Here is a 16,507-nt window from a genome sequence, read left to right as displayed (position 1 = left end):
GCCGTGTGCACCGATGTCGTTTTGTCGGTGCGCGTTACGTCTGGTATGTGAGGTAGCGTTCAAAGCATTGGTCTGCCACCCGATTCCGGCGTGGCGATAGTCGGCGCGATCATGTTTGAAACTGTGGCGCAACGCCAGTCCCCTGCGTTGCATGGCGCGCGTTCGTCAAAAAGAATGCGCCGCGGAAATCCCGCGGCGCTGGATGTGGGGCAATAATCGGGTGGCAGCCAAGCCGGCGGAGCCGGTTTGGCGTGGCTGGTCAGAGTGCTCCGAGCAGGGCAGGCGTCGCCCAGCCGTCTGCCGGCATGCCGAGGCGCAGTTGTTCCTTTTGGATAGCCGCCCGTGTGCCCGAACCGAGAATGCCGTCGATCTTGCCGACGTCATGGCCGAGTTCGGCGAGGCGCGTCTGCAGTGCCTTCATGCCGCCATCATCGAGGCCTTGCTCCGGCAGTCCCTTTTCGTAAGGTGCGGTGCCGCCGAGGCGCGTGGCGAAGTAGGCCGCCGAGGTCGTGTAGATGAACGACTGGTTCCACTCGAGATAGATGTTGAAATTCGGATAGGTGATGAAGGCCGGACCTTTGCGTCCCTGCGGCAGCACCAGCGACGAAGCGAGGTTGCCAAAGCGCGTGTCGCCGTCGCGCGGGGTGACGCCCAGTGCGAACCAGTCGCCGGCGGTCATGCCGGGCTGCAGACCGGTCTTCTCCCAGGGCAGGTTCTCCGGCAGTGATACCTCCTGGATCCAGGGCTGGCCCTTGGTGAAACCCAGGTGCTGGATGAACTTCGCTGCCGTCAGAATCGCGTCCGCAGCGCTCTGCTTGACGTTGACGTGACCGTCACCGTCGCCATCGACGCCGAAGGCGATGATGTCCTCGGGCAGCATCTGCACCTGTCCGATCTCGCCGGCCCATGCGCCGGTCGTGGTTGCCGGGTCGAGATCGCCGTGCTGCACCATCTCGATTGCCGCGATCAGTTGTGGCCGGAACAGCTCGGGCCTGCGACAGTCATGCGCCAGCGTGACGAGAGCATTTCGCGTGTTGAAGTCGCCCTGGACAGCGCCGAAATCCGTTTCCATTGCCCAGAAGGCGGCAATGATCGGGGCCGGAACGCCAAACTCCTGCTCGGCGCGCTGGAAAACGTGCGACAGCTCCTGCAGCTTCTTGCGGCCGATATCGAGGCGCGACTGGCTCACCGTACGCTTGGAAAACTCCAGGAAGGTCTGGCGGAAGACGCCTTGTGCACGATCCCGCGAGAGAACCTTCTCATCAATGCTTGCACCGGCGAGTGCCCGATCGACTACATCGGCGGGAACGCCCTTGCCGACGGCCTCAGCTTTCACCCCCTGCAGGAAGGTGCTGAGGTCGCCGCCACAGGCTGCGGCGGGTGCTGCGGGCGGGTTGTTGTTCTGTTGTGCAAGAGCTGTGCCGGAGAGAAGAAGCGCCAGAAGGGCGCCGATCGGCAGGATTCTCGATTGCATGGCGGGGTCCTTTCATTCAGTTGCCCCCGCTTCTCAAATTAATGTGACGGAAGCAAGAAGGAAAAGGGCGGCGTGTCGTCGCCGCCAGTTCAAATCTTTCGTGAACTCTTCCGTTACCGCTTTCGGTTGCCGCCTCTACTGCGAGACCTCGGCGACCCAACTGTTCCAGTTCTTGCTCGAGCCGGCAAAAACGTTGATGTCGGTGTCCCCCTTGATGCCGGGAACGACGCCGGTGCTGGTGTATTGCCAGAAGGCCCACTTGCGGCCGTAGACATTCTCCGGATGGTCCGCGACCGAGCGCAGCCAGAGGTGATAGTTGTCGAAATAGCCGACCATGTTGTCGCGATGGAAATCGACGGTCGTGTAGATGATCGGGCGCTTGCCATAGTGCCTTTCGATCCGGTCGAGGAAGCGCTGCAGGTCTGCACGCACGACTGCGGGAGGAGGGCGCTTTCTGCAGGTCGGCGAGGCCGGATTCCACTCGGCGTCGAGTACCGGCGGCAGCAGTGCTGCACTCTTGGGAACGTTCCGGATGAACCAGTCCGCCTGGTCGTCCGGCGTCGAGCAGAAGTAGTAGAAGTGGTAGGGCGCGTGTGCGACGCCCGCTGTGTTTGCGCCGCGCCAGTAGCCATCGAAGCGCTGGTCTATCCTGTCTGTTCCCTCGGTCGACTTGATGAAGGCGAAGGAGACACCCGACTTCTTAACGGCTGGCCAGTCGATGTCGCCGTTCCACTTGGAAATGTCGATGCCGTGGACCTCATGGGCGTGCGGCGTGCGCGAGCCAAAATCCTGCGGATCCTTGTCCTCGAATCGAGGCTGCACCGAGGCGGTGGAAACGAAATCGTAGTCGGTCGTGGAACACGAGGCCGCAAGAAAGGCAGTGGGCAGGAGAGCCAGAATGAACCGACGCATGTATGTCCTGAAAATTGAGGTCCGCGGATACTGCCTGACACGCTGGATTCGGTAAAGGGGCCTCGCGCGATCTGCGCGAAGCCCCTCACATCAGATTATGTTGAAATTCGTACTGCTTGGCGCAGTGGCCGGCATTGAGGTCCGCCGACCGGCCACCGCGACTGCTCAGAACTTCCAGCCGACGCCGAGCATGAGCGAGTTGCTGCTCAGGTCGGTGTTGACGCCCATAAGGTTCTTGTCGCCGTAATCGGTGTAACGATATTCGACGCGCCCAATGAGATTATCGGTGAAAGCCTGCTCGACGCCGGCGCCGATGGTCCAGCCATTAAACGTCTTGTCGTCGCTGTCTCCCGTCTCGCGGTCGCGCAGCTCGGCATTGGTGAACGCGTAGCCGCCGGTTCCGTATACCAGTGTGCGATCAAAGGCGTAACCGACGCGCGCGCGCAGCGAGCCGCCCCAATTCGTCTCGAGCTCCATGGGGATGCCGCCAAGGTCGAACTTGTCGCTGTTCCAGTCGTACTTCACGTCGCCTTCAAGGCCCATGACCCACGAACCCATCTGGTAATTGTAGCCGGTGTAGCCGCCCAGCGCCCAGCCATCGAGGCCCGGGCTGGCGGTGACGCCCGCGTCATCCGTATCGGCATCGGTCCAGCCGTAGCCGGTCATCGCACCGACATAGAAACCGTTCCAGTCATAGACACCCGAGACTTCGGTGATCACTGGCGCCACCGGGGCTTCGACCGGAGCGAGGTCGGCCGCCCGGACAGTCGTCGCCGTCGTGGCGAACAGTAGCGCAGCAGCACCGATGTAGAGTGATTTCATGGTTGTCTTCCTTCTGCTTCGAATCATGCAAACGCAGCCCCAAAGCGTCAGCAAACGAGATACACAAACCCCTCTCACGCCGAAGGTGGTCACACAGAAAGAAGCGCAAAATCGGGCAGGGAAGCAGGCTACGGCAGAACGTCGGTCATGCTGGCAATTTTGCAACACCAAGCCAGGCGTAACCGCCATAAGGCGTCGCTGTTTGCAGCGTTACGCCTCTCCGCTCCGCCGCACCGCGCATCACCTCGAACAGGTCGGGGCGTGGCGAAACGTGAAACCGCCGGAGCCAGGCTTGCAACAGCCGGCGAACGAGCGGCGGCAGGCGTTCCTGCTGACCAAAATCGACGACATGCAGCGAACCGCCTGGTTTCAGCGTATCGAGGGCGCATTCGACGGCGCTTTGCCACTCGGGGATCATTGACAGGGCATAGGAAATCACGATGCGATCGAAACCGGTTACGCCGAAGTCGCCAGCGGTAAACTTGGTGGCATCGGCCACAAGCAACCGCGGCCGGTTGTCTGCGATCGGGGCAAAACGCTTGTTTGCCGTCTCCAGCATCTCTTTCGAGATGTCGAGGCCGAAGTAATTCGCCTGCGGGTGCATGCGCATCATAAACTCGATGTTGCGTCCGGTGCCGCACCCCACTTCGAGGACCGAATGACCGTCTCCGGCGGAAATCTCGGTCAGCAGACGGTCGCGTCCGAACAGATAGTACTTGCGCGTCAAGTCGTAGAGGTGGCGTTGATAGCGATACTGCCGGTCCATGCGCTCGGCGTGGACAGAATCAGGCGGCCGCCCTGGAAAATCCGGCGACATCAAGCTTTCTTTCGATAGATGTGAAAGCCACCGTAGATGGCCGAGCGGTCCCGCGCGCCAAGAGCGATGGAGCGCTTGCGCTCGTAGTTCCAGAGGCCAAGAAGGGCGGAGGATAGCTTGCCGTCGAGGACGCTTCTTTCCGCAGCGGTCCGGAAGATGACGATCGCCCCTTCAGAGGCGGTTCTGGATATCTCGCTCCAGAGTTCGTTCAATTGACTTTCACTCATCCAGTCCTGGGCGTCCAGCAATACGAAGCGGTCGACGGATGCTGCCGGCTTGCTGGCCAGAAGTTCGGTGAAGCTTGCGTGGTGGACGCGAACTCGGCCCGTATTGGCACGAATTGCGCCGTAGTGCTCGGCACGCAGATAGTCCGCCAGCATACCTTCCTGCTCTTGCGGATATCTCCGGGCAAACGCCTGCCAGGCGAAATAGTTGTCCTTCAAAGGAAAGTGGCAGGTGAGCTTTTCCAGGCGCCGTTTCAGAACCGGTGCGAGCGATCTGCCGTCGCTGAGGCTCGCCAGTTCGTCAAATTGTTGCGGCGGGATGCCGAGACCGAACAAAGAGGCCTTTCGCGAGGTCATCCAGCGGACCAGCGGACGATCGAAGAGGGGGGCAATGCGGGTCTCGAAGAAGTGACGCTGTTCGCGCAGCGAACGGGCCTCGACAAAGTCGCGCGGATCGACGCCGTGGAGCCTTGCGACGATATGGCCGAGCAGGATGAACCGGCCGAGCAGGCCGGTGCGATAGATGTTGCGGTTGAACACATCGATGCGGCGCCGGCCAAGCGCGCCGCGCCCGTTCCAATAGTCGCGCGTTTGCGCGTCCAGCGTCGGTTCGATGAACAGGTAATAGGCTTCGCGGTTCGTTGCCGTGTGGTTCCCTCCGAGAAAACGGATCACGTCCGAATGCGAAGGCAGTTGTCGGAAAGCTGCGAGCTTTAGCCGGTTCAGGGCGATGTGGTGGGGGTTGAGATCGACCACATCGATCATTTCCGGGGACCGGGAAAGATAGGCGAGCATGTTGCATCCACCCGAACCGATTTTCACCACGCGGTGCTTCGTGGACAGTTCCATCGCTTCGATGTCGATGGCCGGGTCCTCCCAGATCTGTGGGTAGACAAGGCCGGAAAAGAGCAGGCCGAAGAGGCGTTCGGACAATCCTTCCGGTGTAATGGCACGGTGTTGAAGCAGCGCCGACTTCAGTTTCGCATTGCGTCCGTATCCTGCATTTCTGGCCAGTTCGCTCATGCTGCCCTCTCGTCCTTTAGGATTTCGGCAGCAATAGCTTTCACGCGCTACAGTTTGATGACCGACGAGCCATCGCCCACGAAACGTCTGGTTCGGAATAAGCTTTTCTTAACGACCAATTCCTGATTGTCTGGCAGCGAACGAGGGGAGACGAATGGGTCGATATCGGCGGGTCGCTGCAAGAGCGTTGTTTGGCGGAAGCATTTTCCTGGCAATCGCGGGCAGTTGGCTGATCGTTCGCCCACCGGAATTGTTGCGTGTCGGCTCCTCCTATGCGGCCAAGATCGTCTGTTCCAATGTCTTCGTCGCGCATCGAGACCCTGCCGCCGTACTCGATAAGGACGTGCAGGCGCCGGGCCATCCACTGCTGCGGCTGATGCGCCAGTCTGTAGACCTCAACGAAAAGACGGTCACGGCATCCCTCCTGGGCTTGTTCGCACCGGGATACGCGGCGTATCGCGAGGGATTCGGGTGCACGACGGTTCCGGACGGCGATTTTGTCACCGCGCGCGAGGTAGTGGCTGGCGTGGCCCTGCCAAAAACCGCAGAGGCGCGAACTGATCGCCCATGGCCCGAGGGGGATGCGGGCAGTCCTGATTCCAGGCTGGAAAACGTTCTGGATGATCCGGCCTTGCTCGGGCCCAATGCACGCGGGGTGGTGGTGATCCACGACGGCCGCCTCGTTGGCGAGCGTTATGGCGACGGGTTTTCCCCAGACACTCCAATGCTCGGCTGGTCACTGACCAAGACCGTCAATGCGGCTCTCGTGGGGCGGTTGATGATGGATGGGCGATTGTCACCGACACAGGTCAATCTGTTTCCCGAATGGCAAGCCGATGCGCGTGGAAAAATCACCGTTGCCGACCTTCTCGCGATGCAAAGTGGCCTGGTTTTCAACGAGGACTATGGCGATGTCACCGACGTGACGCGGATGCTTTTTCTGGAGCCGAACATGGCCCGCTTTGCAGCCTCGTTTCCGCTTACTGCCAACCCAGGGGAAAGGTTCGAGTATTCCAGCGGTACCGCTATCCTCCTCTCCCACATCTTCATGAACGCGATCGGCGACCGCTGGCGGGCGCTGTCCTATCCGGCCATGGCCCTTTTTGCGCCGCTCGGCATGCGGAGCGCCGTGATGGAGACGGACGAGACAGGCATCTTTGCCGGTTCGTCCTACATGTATGCGACGGCACGTGATTGGGCGCGCTTTGCGCAGCTGTTGCTGAACGATGGACAATGGAATGGGATGCAGTTGCTGCCAGAGGGGTTTGTCACAGCCATGCGAGCGCCGACCTCAGCCTCTGGTGGCGCCTATAGTCACGTGCAGACCTGGATTCATGGGCCGGACGACGTGCCCAATTCGCAATACGGATTGCCGGGGGATACGTTCTGGATGCTTGGCCATGACGGCCAGTCGATCGCGGTGATCCCGTCCAGGAGACTTGCCGTTGTTCGCCTTGGGCTGACACCTGCCAGCTTCGGCTACCGTCCGCAGGAACTTGTGAGGCGAATCGTCGATGTAATCGGGCGCGGTGAGTGAGTTCGCCTATTTCAAACCGGTCTCTTCGAGAAGACCCTTGCGCTTGGCGGTGTAGTAGTAGCCGCTGGCATAGAGGCGAACAGCACCGTCGTGCTGGTTGTCGGCCACCATCCACGCGCCGCGCAGATACTTCGCGCCGTACTTGATGTTCGTCTCGGCGTCGAAAAGGCCGTCCGGCGTGCCGGTGTATCCCATGCCCTTGGCCGTGTTGTAGCGGATCTGCATCAGGCCGTAATTGCCCCTGCTATAGGCTTTGGGATTGTAACGGCTCTCGCGTTTGATCACGCGATGAAGCAGACCCTCAGGAATTTCGTAGAGTGCTGCGTATTTGGTGACCAGGGCATCAATCGGCGTCCCGGATTTTTCGAAGGCTTGTGAAGCCTGAGGGATGCCGGGTTTGGCCTGGGTCGCAGCGAATGCAACCGGCTGGAAGGTAGGCTTTGCCATCGGGATGATCTGGTGCGAGGCGACGAGCTGTTCCAGGCCCTCCGGTTCACCAGTGTCGAAGCCAGGCTCCATCACGGCGGCCTCGAACGATGCCGGCATGAATTTTTGAGAGGAGGGGCTCGCGCTCGTCGGAACGGGTACTGCCGAAGCAACCGGCGTTGTTCCTGCACCCGAGGCGTCGGGTGCGGCCGAAGCAATCGCCAGTTCCGCGTTGCTTGCGCGCGTCACTTCGACGGCCGCCGTCAGCGTCTGTGCGCCGCCATTATCCGCTGCCGGATCGACAATCGGCGCCGGAAGGGCGTAGGCGGTCATTTCCGTGCCGGGCTTTGCGATTGGCATCACTGTCTGCGCCGAAGCCATTTCCTCGACCGGGGTCTCGATCACACTGGCACAGCCGCCCAGCATCAGCAGCGCGGTGGCGCAGCCGGCCGACAGGAAACGTTTCGCAGGGATCGGGAATCTGTCCGCCATAAGTCGCTCTCGTTCTGCCTTGAGGCTCGGAAACGGAGCGTTTCCGGCGTGGATGCAAATCAACGGCGCTTTGACCGTGCTTCGTCAAATAGCCCATCGCGTCGCATCGGGCAACCCGAGGCGCCGCGACAAAAGTCACGCCGCGGCCCGGCGAAGTCCGGCAGTCAGCAGGCCGGCGCCGATCAGGAGCGATCCTCCGACGCGGTTCACCGCTTTCTGGACGGTTGGTTTGCGGATTGTTCCGCGTGCCGCCGAAGCCATGAGGGCATAGGCGGTGGCGTTCGCCGTAGCGAGTACGAGAAAGGTGATTTCGAAGATCACCATCTGCGGCAGGACTGGCCGCGACAGGTCGAGAAACTGCGGCAGGAAGGCGACGAAGAAAACGATGCTCTTGGGATTTAGCGCCGTTACGACATAGGTATGTGCGAAGATGCGGTACGGCTGTTCTTCCGCTGCCGTTCCTTCTTCGGCGCAGTTCGCTCCGGTAATCGGTGCCCGCCAAAGCTTGATGCCGAGCCAGACAAGATAGGCTGCACCAACCCACTTCAGCACCGTGAAGATCGCGGCAGAGGTTGCCAGCAGGGCGCCGAGGCCGAGCATGGAGGCCGTCATTGCGGTAAAATCGCCAAGGGCTACGCCGGCAACTGTCGCGCTGGTTGTCTTTCGTCCATGCCCGAGGGCGTAGGAAATGACGAGCAGGATGGTTGGTCCGGGGATCGCCAGCATGATGGAAGAGGCTGCGGCGAAGGCAAGCCAGTGTTCGAACGACATGAAAAAGCTCCCCTGAACGGCGGTTCAGGGGAGCAAGCCATCTGTGCGAGGTGACGTCAAGATGCAACCTTCAGTCCGTGGGCGCGTGATGCCTTCAACCGGCCGGCGACCACTTCTGACCGATCACGTCCATGACCTCGCCGAACCACTTGACGCTCGTATCGAAATGCTTGCCGCCCTTGATGCGCGGGAATTCGATCGTGCGCAGCTTGCCGTTCTGGGCCTCGTCGTGGCCGGTGACGCCCGAGACCTTGTTGAGGGCGCTCTCGACGGCGAGGTCGACCATGCTCTGGATCAGGCGCAGGTCGTCACGGTTGGCCGGTGCGGAGCGGGCATAGTAGCCGGACTTCTGCACCATCGCGCGCTCGGCGCCGAGAAGGGCGGCAAACTGCTTGGAGAACCAGTTGCCGACATTGATCGTGTCGATCTTGACGTGGCCGAACGCGTCACGCTTGACCGTCTCACCCGCTGCTTCGCGCTCGGCGACGATCGCGTCGAGGCAGGCGCCTTCGGAAACGAACAGCGTCACGTAGCCGTTCTTGTCCATCATCCTCTTCAGGCGTTCGGCTTCCGCCTGCAGGTCGAAGGCCATTTCCGGCAGGTAGAGCCCGTCGATGCTCTTCAACTGCGCGTTCATCATGAAGCCTTCGACATATTCGTTGCCGGCGGTCTTCTGCATGTAGGCGCGTGCAGTCGCGGCAGTCAGCCAGCCGCAATGCCGGCCCATGACTTCGTGTACAACGAGCGTCTTGGGGGCAGCACTCTGTTCATTGGAGACGTTGTCGAAGAAGCCAGCGCCAACTTCTGCTGCCGTCCAGGCGCCCAGCGACTGGCGGATCGGAACGACGTCGTTGTCGACCGTTTTCGGCAGGCCGACCACGGTCAGGTTGTAGCCGTTGGCGCCGAGATAGGCAGCAAGGTCAGCCGCCGTCGTGTTGGTATCGTCGCCGCCGATCGTGTGCAGGATGGTCACGCCGTCACTGGCAAGCCGTTCGGCGGCAACACGCAACGGGTTTTCGCCTTCCTTGACGAGGCCGCGCTTCACGCAATCGGCCGCGTTCGTCAGCTTGACGCGGCTGTTGCCAATTGGCGAACCGCCGTAGCGGTGCAACAGGTGCGCCTTTTCGCGCATCTGGGGCGTGATTTCGATGCGGTCGGCCAGAAGCAGGCCCTGGTATCCCGAGCGATAGGCAACCAGCTCGATTTCAGGTGCGATGTCCGTATAACGCTCGATGAGCCCGCCCACTGCGGACGAGAGACAGGGTGCAAGGCCCCCTGCAGTGAGCATTGCGACTTTTTGTTTGGCCATGATACCTCCTCGCCGAACGATCCGGTCGGTCGGCGGATGTCTACTCCAGATTCCGCAACAGGGGAATCACAGATCAGTACTTATCCGCTTTCGTTGAAGGATTGAAAGGCTCGTTCAGGCTCGTCCGACTTCGGGGGTCGGTGACGACGCAGCACGGGAAATCTTCGCCTTGCGGCCCAGCCACACGACAAAGGCAACCGCGAATGCGAAGCCGACGGTCGATGGCCCGATAGCTTCTCCAAGCAGGAGCGCGGAGATCGCGAGCGTCACAAAGGTTTGAAACAATTGCACCTGCGCCACCCGCGCTATGCCGCCGAGTGCGAGGCCCGCATTCCAGAAAATGAAGCCCGCGAACATTGACATCAGGCCTAGGTAGAGCAAGGCGCCGTATTGCATGGGACCCGGTGCTCGAATGCCTGCCTCCGCAGCGAGCAGTGATCCTGCGAGTGTGAATGGCGCACAAAGGACGAGCGCCCAGCCGATGACCTCCCAACCGGGCAGCACGCGCGCCAGCTTTCCGGAAAGCACGTAGGAGAATGAAGCCGATATCGCGGCGAGAAACAGCCAGAAGTCGCCGGGACCAAGGTGAAAACTGCTTTCGCCCAGCGAAAAGGCGATCACGAGCGCAGAACCGGCGATGCCGCACAACCAGAACAGCGGCCCCGGCCGTTCTCCGTCAACGATCGCGGCGAAGATCGAGGTGAGGAGTGGCAGAATGCCCAGTACGACGCCGCCATGGCTCGCTGGAATCGTCTGCAAGGCGATCGACGAAAAGATGGGAAAACCGAAGACTGCGCCAATGCCGACACCGGCCAGGGCGGGCAGATGCGAGCGCGGAAATGGTCTCTTCAGGATGAGGAGGGCTATCCCGGCGGCGGCGGCAGCGATCACGGCACGTCCAAGCGTGACGAACAGGGGGCTGAATCCCTCGAGCGCCACGCGCGTCATCGGCAGCGTAGCGCCGAAGATTGTCACGCCGATGAGGCCGAGCAGCATACCTGCAGCTTGATTGGACAGGACGCGCACGCTTGTTCCCTCATCCGAAGTTGGTTGCACCGAAAACTGCTCGCATTCACCTGCAAGACCGTCAAGTTCATTGCGCTAATCGGTCGATCAAGAAATGGAATGCATCCACTTGATGAGGGCCTTCAAAATATCGTGAGTCTCATAGTAATGAGAAGGCTGTGGCTTGCTTTCGCCATCAATGTCTGATGAAGATCACTGTATGTTCTCATCCATGGGCAGTGGCTTGATGTCTTCCATCTGGGACCGGCTTGTCGGTATGGTCGCGGAGGCGGCCAGCAATGCGCTTTCGGGCGTTGTCGAGGCGGTGCGCACCTTATTTGAGGGTGACCCCGAGACGCGCAAGCAAGTTGCATTTTCCGTCGCCATGATCGCACTGTCGGCCAAGATGGCGAAGGCCGACGGGGTTGTCACGACCGCCGAGGTCGATGCCTTCAGGGATATCTTCAAGTTCCCCTCCGATCAGGCGGCAAACGTTGCCCGCCTCTACAATCTCGCCCGCCAGGACGTGGCCGGCTTTGAGGCTTATGCTGAAAAGATGGCCACGCTGTGCGTATCCAGCGAGCGCAATTGCCCGATCCTCGAAGATATCATCGACGGTCTGTTTCACATCGCCAAGGCAGACGGGCTGATCCACGAGCGCGAGATGGCGTTTCTGTCGCGCGTTTCCGAAATTTTCGGCATGGCGGTGGAGCGGTTCGAGCAGATTACCGAGCGGCATCTGCATATTGGCGGACGTGACCCCTACAAAGTCCTCGGCGTCTCGCCGCACGACGATTTCCCGACCATTCGCAAGCGCTACCGGGTGCTGGCGTCCGAGCATCATCCCGACAGCTTGATGGCGCGTGGCGTTCCAACGGAGTTCCAGCGGATCGCAAACGATCGGATGGCGGCGCTCAATGCGGCCTATTCGGCGATCGAGAGAGAGCGTCAGGCGGCATGACGGCATTCACGCCCGATTTTCCCGGCGCGACGGTCGTGCCGTCTCAGAATCATGGCGAGCGTGCCGGCGGACGGCGTCCCGACATGATTGTCCTCCATTATACCGGCATGGACAGCGCTGACGGCGCTCTCGCCTGGCTGTGCTCTAAGCAGAGCGAGGTCTCCAGCCACTATTTTGTGCATGAGGACGGGCGCGTCCTGCAGTTGGTTCCAGAAGAGCGGCGAGCATGGCACGCGGGAAAGAGCCAATGGAAGGGTGAGGGCGATATCAATTCAGCTTCGATCGGCATCGAAATCGTCAATCCCGGTCACCCGGGCGGTCTGCCGAGATATCCCGAAGCGCAGATTGCGGCGGTCGCCGAACTGTGTCGGAACTGTGGCGAGAGGTGGGGTATAGCGCCCGAACGGGTACTGGCGCACAGCGATGTTGCCCCCATTCGCAAGGTCGATCCGGGTGAAAATTTCCCATGGGCCAGGCTCCATGCAGCAGGTGTCGGCCACTGGGTCGAGCCTGCGCCGATCACCAGCGGGCGGTTCTTCCAACGTGGCGACCAGGGCCCCCCGGTCGAAGCTTTGCAGGCAATGCTTGCGCTCTACGGCTATGCTACCGAAATCACGGGCATTTTTGATCCCGGCACGGAAGGTGATGTATCGGCCTTCCAGCGGCATTTTCGGCAGGAAAGGGTTGATGGGGTCGCCGATTTTTCGACGATCGATACGCTTCATCGCTTGCTGACAGGCTTGCAGAAACGACGCGACTCATCCGCGTGATTCTCACGAAATATTTCAAATTGTAACACAAGTTTAACATTTCGCCACATCCTGACCGGATTGGGAATGTCTTTTCCCCGTGCCTTCGATCCGGTCGGGCACAGGCTGCTCCCAACAGCCTTCCGACAGGACGGATCGAAGTTCAGGCGTTCGCCGGCGGGAGGTAGGGCCTCTTCCGCGACTGTCCTGGGTCCACGGTTGAAAAACCTTGGACCACTTCATGACGTTTTGATCACAGCGCGGGGTTCCGGTCGATGGGTCGGTTCCTCAAGGCCTAGCCGTGCGCATATGACCGGAGACTTTGCAAGACATGACGAATTCGATTACGGCCGCTGGGGCGGCTTGCCTTATTGCCCTTCTGACGCAGACGGTATCGGCCAAGGCCGACGATCTCCCCGGCGTCATCATTAGCAAGCCCCTGAAGACCGTAACCCGAACCACCGGCTACCCGCTGATGGGCGCGCCTGCCAGTTACTCGACGCTGATCAAGACCTATGCCCGGCAGTATGGCGTTCCGGTCGACCTCGCTCACGCCGTCGTTCGCGTGGAAAGCAATTTCAATCCGAAGGCGCGGGGCGGGGCGGGTGAGATCGGCCTGATGCAGATCAAGCCGGCCACGGCTCGCATGATGGGTTATCAAGGCAGCGCCAAGGGGCTCTACGATCCTGAAACGAACATCAAGTTTGGCATGAAATACCTGGCCGCGGCCCACGATCTCAGCGGCGGGACCACCTGCGGCACCATCTTGAAGTACAATGCCGGCCATGGCGCCAAGCGCATGAACCCCGTATCGAAGCGCTACTGTGGCAAGGTCCAGAGCCTGCTCGATTCTTAACGAGTAATCGGGGGCATCCGGTTGCGGAGTGCCCCCAACTGCGCGCCAGTGGCGCTCGTCCGTTGGATCTATCAATCGATGTCCGTCTTCAGCCAGTCGCGACAGAGAAAGACCGACAAGACGGCATGCGCTGCAACCGCTGGCCATAGAAGCACGCCGGCGAACACTCCCGCTGCAGCGACATAGCCGAGGTAGGCTGTAGCGGCCATGCTGTATGTCAGCATCCCAAGCAGGGGCGCGTTTCTCCAGCAGGCGATCCCCAAGGCAATCAAGGCAAGGCCGGCCACCCGCGCCGTCGGTATGGCCGCGCCTATCAGCATTTCGCCAAGAAGGACCTCGCCGATAAAGGACGGGACGACCAGCAATGCGACGCCGGTGGCGATTTCAGCCAATGCTGCAACGTCAAGGGCCCTTATCATCCATGCGCTCCCTGCGCGGACCTCGGATCAGTAAGGTTCAGGGCGTTGCCGTCGCTTCAGGCTTCAGCAGGAATGTCAGCTTGTCGATCTTGCCGGTGAACTTGAAGGGCGGCTCGTAGCGGTACTCAAGCAACGCCACGCCAGTGCGGGTATCGAGGCCGACGTCAAACGTCTCGTCCTCCGGGAAAGTAACCGGTATGCCGTGTTCAATGGAGTTTTTGGCGACTTCCTTGCCGTCGACCGACAATATGCCGGTTCCGCCTTTGCCGATGCCGGGACCATCCGATTTGAAGTCGAAGACAATCGTGTGCTTACCCGGTTCGAGCTCCGGTCCCTCCCACGTTGTCCGCTTCAAATCGAGGAGATTGTAGAGGAAAACGACTTTTCCCCGACCAACGCCGAAGTCTCCCTTGCTGAGGAAGAGACCGTAGCCGCCAAAACGACCGCCGTGGGTGACGATCATGCCCTCCGCCCCGTCTTCCGGAATTTCGACGTCGGCCGTGATCGTGTAGGACTTGTTCAACGTGCTGGGTGCCGCGCTCGCCGGAACACCGCTTAGTCCGCCCGTGTAGACAAACTCAGTGCGCCCGGCGGTGAGGCTCGGACGCGGCGTGTTCCACCGTGCCAGCGTCGAATTGTCGAGCGGCAACACATTGTATTTCTTCGCTTCCGCGTAGAACAGGTCCTGCATCTCGCGGAGCTTGTCGGGCATCTTTGAGGCGAGATCGTTGAACTGGGTGGGATCTTCGTCAACGTTGTACAGTTCCCAGTTGTAGCCGGTGATCACATCCGGCGGCGTTTTGGTGCTGAGTTCCCAGGGCAGGGTTGCCGGCGTTGTCGCCGCCACCCAGCCGTCGTGATAGACGGCGCGATTGCCGAGCATCTCAAAGTATTGGGTTGTGTGCCTCGTCGGGGCGTCGGCTTTTGCCTTGTCCCACGCATACATCATGCTGACGCCTTCGATTGGTTGCTGCTCTATGCCGTTTATCCCGTCGGGGGACGGGATGCCGGCGGCCTCGAGGATCGTCGGCACGACGTCGATGAAGTGGTGAAACTGCCGGCGGATCCCGCCAGCATCCGTGATGTGTCCCGGCCATGACATGACCATTCCCTGAGCGGTTCCGCCGAAGTGCGAAGGCACCTGCTTCATCCACTTGAACGGGGTATCCATCGCCCACGCCCAGCCGGCTGCGTAGTGCGGAAACGTTCGCTCCGAACCCCAGAAGGGGTACCAGAGAAACTGGTCCTTTACGGGAACGGCAACACCGTTGAACGTGGTGAATTCGTTCGGCGTGCCATTGAGCATGCCCTCGGCACTCGCGCCGTTGTCGCCGCCAATATAGATGATCAACGTGTTGTTGAGTTCACCGACATCTTCCACCGCCTGGATGACGCGGCCGATTTCGTGGTCGGCATAGGCAAGGTAGGCTCCGTAGATGTCGGCCTGTCTTGTGAAGAGCTTCTTCTCCTCAAATCCCAGCGAATCCCATTGCGGCAATCCTTCCGGCCATGGGGTCAGCTTGGCGTTCTCCGGAATGATGCCAAGCCGCTTCTGGTTGGCAAAAATCTTGTCGCGGACCTTGTTCCAGCCGTCATCGAAAAGATGCATGTCGCTGATCTTCTTGATCCACTCCGGCGTCGGATGGTGAGGCGCATGCGTTGCGCCGGGGACATAGTAGACAAGCCAGGGCTTATCAGGAGCAAGCTCCTTGAGCTGTTTGATGTACTGAATTGCCTCGTCGGCCATTGCCGTTTCCAGGTTCCAGCCCGGATTGCCTTCGAACGGATAAATCGGCGTGGTATTGCGGAACAGGTTCGGCTGCCATTGGCTGGCATCACCGCCGACGAAGCCATAGAAGTAATCGAAGCCCATGCCGGTTGGCCACTGGTTGAAGGGGCCTGCCTGGCTCGACTGGTAAGAGGGCGTGTTGTGGTTCTTGCCGAACCACGACGTGGCGTACCCATTCTCCTTGAGGATCGTGCCGATCGTGCCCTTCTCGATCGGAATGATCGAGTCGTACCCCGGGTATCCCGTTGCGATTTCGCCGACCACGCCGAAACCGACGGAGTGGTGGTTGCGACCGGTGATCAGGGCTGCCCGAGACGGCGAGCAAAGCGATGTCGAGTGGAAATTCGTAAAACGCAGGCCATCGTTGGCGATCCGGTCCATCGCAGGGGTGGGGATGACGCCACCGAAGGTGCTTGGCGCGCCGAACCCCTGATCGTCTGTCATGATCAGCAATACGTTGGGTGCGCCCTTCGGCGGGACGATCCGTGGGGCCCACCAGGGGCGGGAATCTGAGGCTTTCTCCCCAATGACGCCGCCAAAATTCAAACTCGGTGGCGGAAGCTGCTCGCCTGTGATCGTTGTCGTCGCTTCCGGAGAGCCGATCGTGCCCGTGGTTTCAATCTCTGCGGCACGCGCAGCACTTGAGCTGGCCAAAGAAAGCAAGGCCACGCCAAGCGCGCAGGCGATGTGCCCGTATAATGTGTGACACATTGTCGATCCCCTTTGAGAAAGACGCCTTCGCAACTGTGGAGAGCATGATGATCTGATGGTAAATCAGGTCAAGCTAATATTCATGGGAACTGCTACAAGGTGACGAGTGCAACTGACCGGCGCTTGGGGTGCGGCGTCCGGAGCTTCGTGCGTTCTACTTGGCTCAGGCAAGGTTTCCCCCGCGTATGCGTGAACTGCCGGTGATTTCTT

The 16,507-nt window shown here is 60.6% G+C and carries 15 protein-coding genes; 4 read left to right on the top strand and 11 right to left on the bottom strand.

Annotation, left to right across the window (positions count from 1 at the left end; translation table 11 throughout):
* Positions 1-259: 259 nt before the first annotated feature.
* The 5 genes from IB238_RS09885 to IB238_RS09865 form a co-directional block, all read right to left on the bottom strand.
* On the bottom strand, positions 260-1,474 hold the full coding sequence (locus tag IB238_RS09885; protein ID WP_192245756.1) for a lytic murein transglycosylase: 1,215 nt from the start codon (positions 1,472-1,474) through the stop codon (positions 260-262).
* A 135-nt stretch (positions 1,475-1,609) separates the two neighbouring features.
* Positions 1,610-2,386 carry a GH25 family lysozyme gene (locus IB238_RS09880; RefSeq protein WP_192245755.1) on the bottom strand — a complete coding sequence of 259 codons (777 nt, stop codon included), beginning with the start codon at positions 2,384-2,386 and terminating at the stop codon, positions 1,610-1,612.
* Between the two features lie 165 nt (positions 2,387-2,551).
* Positions 2,552-3,208 (bottom strand): outer membrane protein, encoded by a 657-nt coding sequence (locus IB238_RS09875; protein WP_192245753.1) that lies wholly within the window; start codon positions 3,206-3,208, stop codon positions 2,552-2,554.
* A 145-nt stretch (positions 3,209-3,353) separates the two neighbouring features.
* Positions 3,354-4,025, bottom strand: a complete 672-nt coding sequence (locus IB238_RS09870) for a class I SAM-dependent methyltransferase (protein ID WP_192245751.1) — start codon at positions 4,023-4,025, stop codon at positions 3,354-3,356.
* Complete coding sequence (locus IB238_RS09865) at positions 4,025-5,272, bottom strand: DUF3419 family protein (protein ID WP_192245749.1); 1,248 nt, start codon at positions 5,270-5,272, stop codon at positions 4,025-4,027. Before IB238_RS09865 ends, IB238_RS09870 begins: the two co-directional genes overlap by 1 nt.
* Before the next feature lie 154 nt (positions 5,273-5,426).
* Between IB238_RS09865 and IB238_RS09860 the strand changes: the two genes are divergently transcribed.
* The gene (locus tag IB238_RS09860) at positions 5,427-6,809 is read left to right on the top strand and encodes a serine hydrolase (protein WP_192245747.1); all 1,383 of its coding nucleotides are present in this window, start codon (positions 5,427-5,429) and stop codon (positions 6,807-6,809) included.
* Between the two features lie 6 nt (positions 6,810-6,815).
* On the opposite strand, the gene IB238_RS09855 is transcribed toward IB238_RS09860, so the two are convergent.
* The 4 genes from IB238_RS09855 to IB238_RS09840 all read right to left on the bottom strand — a co-directional run bounded on the left by IB238_RS09855 (position 6,816) and on the right by IB238_RS09840 (position 10,833).
* Entirely contained in the window at positions 6,816-7,727 is a 912-nt protein-coding gene (locus IB238_RS09855; protein WP_192245745.1) for a lytic transglycosylase domain-containing protein, read from the bottom strand.
* Positions 7,728-7,862: 135 nt separating this feature from the next.
* On the bottom strand, positions 7,863-8,498 hold the full coding sequence (locus IB238_RS09850) for a LysE family translocator (protein WP_192245743.1): 636 nt from the start codon (positions 8,496-8,498) through the stop codon (positions 7,863-7,865).
* 94 nt (positions 8,499-8,592) lie between these two features.
* Complete coding sequence (locus tag IB238_RS09845; protein WP_192245741.1) at positions 8,593-9,807, bottom strand: pyrophosphate--fructose-6-phosphate 1-phosphotransferase; 1,215 nt, start codon at positions 9,805-9,807, stop codon at positions 8,593-8,595.
* Positions 9,808-9,921: 114 nt separating this feature from the next.
* Positions 9,922-10,833, bottom strand: coding sequence for a DMT family transporter (locus IB238_RS09840; RefSeq protein ID WP_348648222.1), 912 nt, complete (start codon positions 10,831-10,833; stop codon positions 9,922-9,924).
* Between the two features lie 226 nt (positions 10,834-11,059).
* Here IB238_RS09840 and IB238_RS09835 point away from each other — a divergent pair, with 226 nt between their 5' ends.
* The 3 genes from IB238_RS09835 to IB238_RS09825 all read left to right on the top strand — a co-directional run bounded on the left by IB238_RS09835 (position 11,060) and on the right by IB238_RS09825 (position 13,378).
* The gene (locus IB238_RS09835) at positions 11,060-11,773 is read left to right on the top strand and encodes a DnaJ family molecular chaperone (RefSeq protein WP_348648221.1); all 714 of its coding nucleotides are present in this window, start codon (positions 11,060-11,062) and stop codon (positions 11,771-11,773) included.
* Entirely contained in the window at positions 11,770-12,543 is a 774-nt protein-coding gene (locus IB238_RS09830; RefSeq protein WP_192245739.1) for an N-acetylmuramoyl-L-alanine amidase, read from the top strand. The genes IB238_RS09835 and IB238_RS09830 overlap by 4 nt, the downstream gene beginning before the upstream one ends.
* 310 nt (positions 12,544-12,853) lie before the next feature.
* Complete coding sequence (locus IB238_RS09825; RefSeq protein WP_192245738.1) at positions 12,854-13,378, top strand: lytic transglycosylase domain-containing protein; 525 nt, start codon at positions 12,854-12,856, stop codon at positions 13,376-13,378.
* A gap of 71 nt (positions 13,379-13,449) precedes the next feature.
* Here the strand turns inward: IB238_RS09825 and IB238_RS09820 are convergent, their stop codons facing one another.
* Complete coding sequence (locus tag IB238_RS09820; protein WP_192245736.1) at positions 13,450-13,797, bottom strand: hypothetical protein; 348 nt, start codon at positions 13,795-13,797, stop codon at positions 13,450-13,452.
* Positions 13,798-13,834: 37 nt separating this feature from the next.
* Positions 13,835-16,297: an arylsulfatase gene (locus tag IB238_RS09815; RefSeq protein ID WP_192245734.1), complete on the bottom strand. Its 2,463-nt coding sequence runs from the start codon at positions 16,295-16,297 to the stop codon at positions 13,835-13,837.
* Positions 16,298-16,507 lie beyond the last annotated feature (210 nt).

Source organism: Rhizobium sp. ARZ01, from assembly GCF_014851675.1.
In the GTDB taxonomy this organism is placed as follows: domain Bacteria; phylum Pseudomonadota; class Alphaproteobacteria; order Rhizobiales; family Rhizobiaceae; genus Mycoplana.
Note: the sequence above shows the minus strand (reverse complement) of the source record. Positions and strands in the feature narration are given on the sequence as shown.

What these genes read in the sequence shown, in the direction of transcription:
- IB238_RS09885 (WP_192245756.1), bottom strand. Translation starts at nt 1,474, where the DNA reads ATGCAATCGAGAATCCTGCCGATCGGCGCCCTTCTGGCGCTTCTTCTC.
- IB238_RS09880 (WP_192245755.1), bottom strand. Translation starts at nt 2,386, where the DNA reads ATGCGTCGGTTCATTCTGGCTCTCCTGCCCACTGCCTTTCTTGCGGCC.
- IB238_RS09875 (WP_192245753.1), bottom strand. Translation starts at nt 3,208, where the DNA reads ATGAAATCACTCTACATCGGTGCTGCTGCGCTACTGTTCGCCACGACG.
- IB238_RS09870 (WP_192245751.1), bottom strand. Translation starts at nt 4,025, where the DNA reads ATGTCGCCGGATTTTCCAGGGCGGCCGCCTGATTCTGTCCACGCCGAG.
- IB238_RS09865 (WP_192245749.1), bottom strand. Translation starts at nt 5,272, where the DNA reads ATGAGCGAACTGGCCAGAAATGCAGGATACGGACGCAATGCGAAACTG.
- IB238_RS09860 (WP_192245747.1), top strand. Translation starts at nt 5,427, where the DNA reads ATGGGTCGATATCGGCGGGTCGCTGCAAGAGCGTTGTTTGGCGGAAGC.
- IB238_RS09855 (WP_192245745.1), bottom strand. Translation starts at nt 7,727, where the DNA reads ATGGCGGACAGATTCCCGATCCCTGCGAAACGTTTCCTGTCGGCCGGC.
- IB238_RS09850 (WP_192245743.1), bottom strand. Translation starts at nt 8,498, where the DNA reads ATGTCGTTCGAACACTGGCTTGCCTTCGCCGCAGCCTCTTCCATCATG.
- IB238_RS09845 (WP_192245741.1), bottom strand. Translation starts at nt 9,807, where the DNA reads ATGGCCAAACAAAAAGTCGCAATGCTCACTGCAGGGGGCCTTGCACCC.
- IB238_RS09835 (WP_348648221.1), top strand. Translation starts at nt 11,060, where the DNA reads ATGTCTTCCATCTGGGACCGGCTTGTCGGTATGGTCGCGGAGGCGGCC.
- IB238_RS09830 (WP_192245739.1), top strand. Translation starts at nt 11,770, where the DNA reads ATGACGGCATTCACGCCCGATTTTCCCGGCGCGACGGTCGTGCCGTCT.
- IB238_RS09825 (WP_192245738.1), top strand. Translation starts at nt 12,854, where the DNA reads ATGACGAATTCGATTACGGCCGCTGGGGCGGCTTGCCTTATTGCCCTT.
- IB238_RS09820 (WP_192245736.1), bottom strand. Translation starts at nt 13,797, where the DNA reads ATGATAAGGGCCCTTGACGTTGCAGCATTGGCTGAAATCGCCACCGGC.
- IB238_RS09815 (WP_192245734.1), bottom strand. Translation starts at nt 16,297, where the DNA reads ATGTGTCACACATTATACGGGCACATCGCCTGCGCGCTTGGCGTGGCC.